Raw genomic sequence first — 6,882 nt, forward strand, 5'->3', positions numbered from 1 at the left:
TCTCGCCGTCTCATTTGCGTTCGGCTGCCGGGTCCAGCGTCTGACGATATTCCTGCGGCGTCAACGCGTAATACCGCTTGAACACCTTGTTGAAATAATTCGGGTTCTGATACCCGAGCCGGAGGGCGATCTCGTAATTTTTGAGCGACGGATCGGCCAGCAGCGACGCGGCCAGCTCCATCTTCAGCCGCAGCACGTAATCGCTAATATTATCCCCGGTTTCCAGCTTGTATACTCGCGAGACGTGGACCGGATGCATATACATATGGTCGGCGATCGCCTGCAGCGAGACGTCCTCCGTCAGCCGGCTGCGGATGAACGTCTGGATCCGCTGGACAGCGTGCTCCCGGTCGTTGCGCGTCTCCCGGTCCATCGACTGGCGCAGCTGCGCGCAGGCGCGCAGCATCCAGCTCTGCAAGGCGGCCGAGGAGCGACAGGCAGCCAGCCCGGCGACATCCGACAGCTCGGCGCCCAGCATCTCGGTGAGCGTGCGGCCATTCTTGTGGGCGAATCCGCTGAATGCGGCATAGACGGCGAAGAACACCTCCGTCAGATGCTCCGGCGACTCGGCGTCCTGCTCCCTAAGCTCGGTCCAGATCGCCGCCAGCTTGTGCTCGGCCTGCTCCCAGCTGCCCGACTCGAGCAAATGCACCAGCAGCGGCGGCTCGTACAGACGATGGAGCGGCCGTACCGGCGGCTGCTCCAGCTCGTCGCCTACCTGGATGACCAGTCCGCTCTGACTGCCGACGCTGCGCCGCAGCGCCAGCAGCACATCCTCGTAGCGGGACTGGATATCGCGCGGGAAGGCCCCCCACGGACTGAGCAGCACAGAGACCATGCCCTGCAGGTAATGCTCGACGCTGAGCTGCAGCTGCGTCGCCCGCTGCCGCATCCGGGCAGCCGCCGCGTCCAGTCCGTCCGCCATGCTGCGGCCATCCAGCCGGACGAGGATGACCAGGTATCCGTGCACGCTTTTGCAGGGCCATAGCTCGCAGCCGTCCTCGAACACCTCCGAGGCCATGTTGAGCACGGCGTACTCCATCAACGAGACGCTATAAAAATCCAGCTCCGACATCCGCCCCTCCAGCCGTATGAGCATGAGCATGAACGGCTCGTCCTGCGCCAGCGTCAGCTTCAGCGTCTCGAGCTTCTCCCGCAGCCGCTCCGGCAGGTACGGCCTGCCCTGCAGCAGCTCGCTGAGCAGCTCGCCGCGCAGCGTCGGCAGGTTCTCCTGGAACGCCTGCGCCAGCTGCTGGTACAGACGGGCCTCGTCCCTCGCTTGCCTCAAGTGCTCGACCGCGCCGCCAACCTTGGTCAGCAGCTCCTGGTCGCTCACCGGCTTCAGCAGATAGTCATAGACGTCATGCGACATCGCGGAGCGGGCATACTCGAACTCGGCATGCCCCGACAGCAGCAGGCAGACGATCCGCTTCCAGCCCTTCCGCACCTCGGCGATCAGCTCCAGCCCGCTCATCCCTGGCATCCGGATATCCGTGACGAGGATATCGACCGCATGGCTGCCGAGCACCTCCAGCGCTTCCTTGGCCGAGCTGGCTTTGTACACCGTCTCGATGCCGATCGACGACCAGTCCAGCGTGTCTGCCAGACTGTCGACGACGCTCGCCTCGTCATCGACGAGGAGCAGCTGATACCGGTTGTCCTGCGCCCATCTGTTGTTCATCCTTGCTCTCTCCCCTCCTGCATCTCCCAGACCATCACGACCTGCATGCCGCCGCGCTGCGAGGCGTCGAACTGCAGGCCCGACCGACCGCCATAGCCGTGCAGCAGACGCTGATGGATGTTCCACAGTCCGCAGCCGCTCTCCTCCTCCAGCGGCTCATTGATCCTCCGCAGCAGCTGCGCTCGCGCCTCCTCGGTCATCCCCGGTCCGTTATCCTCGACGATGATCCGGCACAGCCCATCCCGCTGCTCGCCCCTGATCTCGATGAGTCCAAAGGCGTCGCTTCGTTCGACTCCGTGCAGCACGGCATTTTCGACCAACGGCTGCAGCAGCAGCTTCGGGATCGGCAGCTCCAGCATCGCCGCCGGGATGTCGATCTCATAGTGGAAGCGCTGCAAGCGCATTGACTGGATCTCCAGATAATTGGTTACCAGCTTCACTTCCTCTCGCAGCGAGGTTGCGGCATGCTCCAGCCTTGTCGTATAACGGTAATATTCCCCCAGATTCAGCGCCATCGCTTCCACCGCCTCATGCTCCTTGAGCTTGGCCATATTTTTGATATAGAACAGACAATTGTACAGGAAGTGAGGGTTGATCTGCGACTGCAATTGCTTGAGCGTTGCTTCCTTGCTGCGCAAAGTCTCCTTGTACACCTTGTCGATCAGCTCCTCGATCTGCCCCGCCATCTCGTTGAAGCGCAGGAAGACATAATCAAACTCATTGTTGGGCCGCATGCGCAAGCGGGTGGCGTACTGCCCTTCCTTGATCCGCTGCACGCCGCGCTGCAGCAGCTGCAACGGGCGCTGGACGTTGCGATAGAGCAAGAGCGCCGCCAAGATCCCCAATGCGGTCAGTAGTCCGATGGACGAATAGAACAGATTGCGGCTCGTATGGATCGGCGCGAAAAAGCTGTCCAACGGCACCAGGTCGACCAGATGCCAATCGAGCGACACCGAGCGGATGTAGTTGACAATGTAAGCCCTGCCATCCAGCTCCATGTTGATGCTGCCGTTGCCGGGCAGGCGCATCTCGTCGAGCTTCGCCGCCGTCCTGCGGATCAGATCGAAGTTGGCGGTATAGTTGACGATCGGCTCATCCCCTTTTCGGTACAGGAACGACTCGCGGTCATCATTTTGCTTCAGCCGGCTCAGCATATTTTTGAGGCTGTCGTCGGAGAAGCGCACCTCGACCATCACACCCTCCATATCCGACTGCTGCACGTAGGTGAACATCTTCTCCTTGAGGCCAAAGCCGGTCTCCTCCCGATGCTCCCATAGCCCTGTCCGGCGCGCACGTAGCGCAGCCTCGTCATACCGGGCCGAGTAGTCGGTCGAGATAACCTCCTGCGAGCCTTGCAGATAGAAGATGATCTGGTTGCTCCACGCGCTCGTCGAGGTCTGCATGTTGAGCATGTCGACGATCCGCCCGATCCGCTGCAGCCGAACGACCGGATCGATCTCGCTGCGACTGTCGACATATTCGCGGATACTATAGTCCCGACTCGCATTAAGCGAGTGCCGGAGCAACTGATCGACCATCATATCCATCTGGCTGACGAAAAAGGACAGTCGGTTGCGGTTCTCGCTTTTGATCGTGTCGTTGACGACCCGCTCGCTCACTTGATTCGAGTAGCCGTACAACAGGATGACCGGGATAAGCAAGGCGACGATCAGCAGTAGAATTTTGACGAATATGGTCATTTTCATAGGCGGACTCCTTTGGCAGCGACGGTGCGATCAGCAGATACAGCCGTCTGATCAGAAAATTGATACCATCATACAGAAAAAAATCTCCGCTGTAAAATACGAGCGTGCAGGCCAGTTGGACAGCTGACGGTGTCATCCGGCATAATGAGAGGGGATATGATATCGTGGCATCAAGAGCAAGGATGGATGGGAGAGGATACAGAGATGAGAAAATCGATGGTGGCGGCCGCACTGCTCCTACTAGCGCTGCTGACAGCGGCATGCGGAGGCGACAAGGGTGAGAACGCTCCGAATAGCCATGAGCAGCTGGCGCTGAGCTATGTGAATGACTTCCTGAATGAGACGTCGGAGGAGGCGCGCAGCGCGTATGTGAAGGAGCATGTGCATCCGGAGTATCAGCAGCTATATAGCGCCGATACGCCGATGCCGGACGGGCCGATCCAGGCGCTCCCGCTGAGCAATCCCGAGGTGTACAAGAGCATCACCGATGTGCAGAGCGAGGAGAACGGCGTCGCCGTATGGCTCAAGGGCGAGGACAACAAGGAGGTCATCGTGCTCATCATCGAGGGCAAGGTGGCGACTGGCTTCGATAACTACAGCGGCTCGATGCTGTCTATGGCAGGCTTCGAGCCGCTGCAGCGAGAGTTCGAATAGCGCGACAGCAAGGAATAGCATGACAGCAAGACGCGGGCGGCATCCAAGTGGATGCCGCCCGCGTTATTGTATTCGCTGTGCCATTACTCAGTGGCAATCGCAGCGGTCGGCACGAGTTGCGCCGTCTGACCTGCGGCAAGTCGGAGCGTCGTCACGTACAAGCCATCCGCATCGGCCACGCTCGTGGCGTCTCCTGCCTCCGCCGCCAAGCGCAGCGGCAGCGCCGAGCGCACCCGGCACTCGCCGGCCCGATCGGCCTGGATCTCGAGTCGCTGCAAGCCTCCATCCTGCCAGGACAGCGCCAGCTCGTAGCCGCCTCTCGCCCGCAGGCCGCGCACCTCGCCATCGGACCACGCGGAAGGCAGCGCAGGCAGCACATGGATGTGGTCCAGATGACTCTGGAGGAGCATCTCGGCGACCGCCGCCGTCGCGCCGAAGTTGCCGTCGATCTGGAACGGCGGGTGGTTGTCGAACAGGTTGGAGAGCGTGCTATGCGCCAGGATCGCCGTGAGGTGATCATAGGCCGCCTCGCCGTCGAGCAGACGCGCATAGAAGTTGATAATCCATGCCCGGCTCCAGCCGGTATGCCCGCCGCCGCTCGCCAGACGCCGATCGAGCGTCACGCGGGCCGCCGCCGCGAGCTCCGGCGTCGAGCCGGGCGCAATCGCCGAGCCGGGATGGAGCGCGAACAGATGCGAGATATGGCGATGTCCGGGCTCCAGCTCCTCGTAGTCCTCCAGCCACTCCTGGATCTGGCCCTCGCTGCCGATCGTCGTCGGCGGCAGCTGAGCGAGCATGCCCTGCAGCGTCTGGCGTCCCTCGGCATCCGTATCCAGCAGCTCGGAGGCGGCGATGCACGCCTGGAACAGCTCCGAGAGGATCTGGTTGTCCATCGCCGGTCCATAGCAGAGCGTGCCCGACTCGCCGCTCGGCAGACGATATGTATTCTCCGGCGACACCGAAGGCGAGGTGACGAGATAGCCGCCCGGCTCCTGCACGAGGAAGTCCTCGAAGAACAGCGCCGCCTCGCGCATCGTCTCATAGGCTCGGGCCAGGAACTCGCGATCCTGGGTGAACTGGTAATGCTCCCACAGATGCAGGGCCAGCCAGGCCGCCCCCAGCGTCCAGTAGGTCGCCGGCAGATAGATGTCCTGCGGCGCGGTATCCGCCCATAGATCGGTATTATGATGGGCGACGAAGCCGCGGCAGCCGTACATCTGCTGCGCAGTCACCCGGCCCGGCTCGCGGAGCCGTTCGATATGCTCGAAGAGCGGCTCATGGCATTCGGAGAGGTTGCAGCTCTCGGCGGGCCAATAATTCATCTGCAGATTAATGTTGATTGTATACTTGCTGCCCCAGGGCGGCGTCATATGCGGATTCCAGATGCCCTGCAGATTGGCCGGCAGCGAGCCTGGACGGCTGCTGGCGATCAGCAGATATCGGCCAAACTGGAAGTACAATGCCTGCAGTGCCAGATCCGCCTCACCGGCCTTGACCCGCTCCAGACGCTCGCCCGTATCCAGCGCGGCGACAGATGCGCCAGATGCGTCTGTCCCCTCGTCTCTGCCCAGTCGCAGCGACACCCGCTTGATCAGCGGCTGGTAGTCTGCGAGATGTCGCTGCAGCAGCTCGTCATGCGAGCGACCGGCTGCTGCGTCGAGAGCGGCCAGCGCCGCCGCCTTGGCATCGTCCGAGCGGAAGGTCGTCGCCGCGCTCAGCAGCAGTGTCGCCGCCTGCGCGCCCTCGACGATGACATGCTCGCCGATCGTGCGCGCCTGCCCTCCCTCGGGCAGGACGCGCATCGCCAGCATATACTCATCGTCTCGCAGGCCATAGCAGCGGCCATGCAGGGCGATCGTGTCGCTGCCGAAGGCCGAGACATGATCCGCATAGGCGCCGCCGTGCCGGTCCAGCCGCGCCTGGAAGCTCAGTCCCTGCGGGGCGTCGGTCGTCAGCCGGACGACGATGACGCCATCGGGGTAGCTCGCGAACGCCGCGCGGCTATAGCTGTAGCCGCCTGCGACGAAGCTCGTCTCGGCGATCGCCCGATCGAGATACAGCGTGCGCCGGTACTGCTCCGGCTCGCCCTCGATATCCATGCGCAGCAGCAGGTCGCCCGCCGGATTATAATGCCGCTGACTGTTCGGCGTGCCCGAGAAGGCCGTCACCGCCAACTGATGCGCCTCCTTCAGGCGGCCTTCGAACAGCAGCTCCCGCATCGTGCCCAGATTCGCCTTGGCGTCGCGGTTATTGCGGTCGCGCGGACCGCCGTGCCAGATCGAATCCTCATTGAGCTGGATGCGCTCCTCGGTCGGTCGACCGAATATCATCGCTCCCAGTCGGCCATTGCCGATCGGCAGCGCTTCGTCCCAGATCGCGGCCGGTTGTTTGTACCATAATCTATGCGTCATCGCTCTTCGTCCTCCCCTTCTCTCATCCCTGGATACGGGTCACCTCGACGCGCCCCGAGAAAAACGTCGCTCCGCCGCCCATATCGGCCAGCCGATCCGGCGTCAAGGCATTGACATGACGCGGCGTGCCAGGCTCATCCGACCACAGTCCCTGACTGACGACAGCGCCCCTCATGACCTGATCGCCGACGACAGCTTCTAGCACGCACTCTCCGCGATCGTTCCACAGTCGCACCTGGTCGCCGCTCTCGATGCCGCGAGCCTCTGCGTCCTCGGTATGGATGAAAACGCGCGGCCGCTTCTCCAGCTTCTGGTGGACGGCGCTGTTCGAAAAGGTCGAGTTCAGGAAGTTATGGTTGGGCCCCGGGACGAACTGCAGCGGATACGGCTCCTCGTCCAGCGGCAGCGGCACGTAGGTCGGCAGCGGCGG

The 6,882-nt window shown here is 62.5% G+C and carries 5 protein-coding genes; 1 reads left to right on the top strand and 4 read right to left on the bottom strand.

Going from position 1 to position 6,882, the window contains the following annotated elements; translation table 11 throughout:
- Positions 1–10 precede the first annotated feature (10 nt).
- Together PA598K_RS12130 and PA598K_RS12135 are read right to left on the bottom strand one after the other, a co-directional pair.
- Complete coding sequence (locus PA598K_RS12130) at positions 11–1,681, bottom strand: response regulator transcription factor (RefSeq protein ID WP_128657216.1); 1,671 nt, start codon at positions 1,679–1,681, stop codon at positions 11–13.
- Positions 1,678–3,387: a sensor histidine kinase gene (locus tag PA598K_RS12135; protein ID WP_128657217.1), complete on the bottom strand. Its 1,710-nt coding sequence runs from the start codon at positions 3,385–3,387 to the stop codon at positions 1,678–1,680. Before PA598K_RS12135 ends, PA598K_RS12130 begins: the two co-directional genes overlap by 4 nt.
- A 204-nt stretch (positions 3,388–3,591) precedes the next feature.
- Here PA598K_RS12135 and PA598K_RS12140 point away from each other — a divergent pair, with 204 nt between their 5' ends.
- A complete protein-coding gene (locus PA598K_RS12140) occupies positions 3,592–4,041 on the top strand; it encodes a hypothetical protein (protein WP_128657218.1) in 450 nt (149 codons plus the stop codon).
- 83 nt (positions 4,042–4,124) lie between these two features.
- Here PA598K_RS12140 and PA598K_RS12145 read toward each other — a convergent pair whose 3' ends face one another.
- Together PA598K_RS12145 and PA598K_RS12150 are read right to left on the bottom strand one after the other, a co-directional pair.
- Positions 4,125–6,452, bottom strand: coding sequence for a glycoside hydrolase family 95 protein (locus PA598K_RS12145; protein ID WP_128657219.1), 2,328 nt, complete (start codon positions 6,450–6,452; stop codon positions 4,125–4,127).
- Between the two features lie 22 nt (positions 6,453–6,474).
- Positions 6,475–6,882, bottom strand: a 408-nt coding sequence (locus PA598K_RS12150) for a molybdopterin dinucleotide binding domain-containing protein (RefSeq protein ID WP_305779708.1), incomplete at its 5' end; no start/stop codon positions are given.

The organism is Paenibacillus sp. 598K, assembly GCF_003851045.1.
Lineage (GTDB): Bacteria > Bacillota > Bacilli > Paenibacillales > Paenibacillaceae > Paenibacillus_D.

Excerpts from the sequence above, each read along its gene's own strand:
- PA598K_RS12140 (WP_128657218.1), top strand. The coding sequence starts at position 3,592 with ATGAGAAAATCGATGGTGGCGGCCGCACTGCTCCTACTAGCGCTGCTG.
- PA598K_RS12145 (WP_128657219.1), bottom strand. The coding sequence starts at position 6,452 with ATGACGCATAGATTATGGTACAAACAACCGGCCGCGATCTGGGACGAA.
- PA598K_RS12130 (WP_128657216.1), bottom strand. The coding sequence starts at position 1,681 with ATGAACAACAGATGGGCGCAGGACAACCGGTATCAGCTGCTCCTCGTC.
- PA598K_RS12135 (WP_128657217.1), bottom strand. The coding sequence starts at position 3,387 with ATGAAAATGACCATATTCGTCAAAATTCTACTGCTGATCGTCGCCTTG.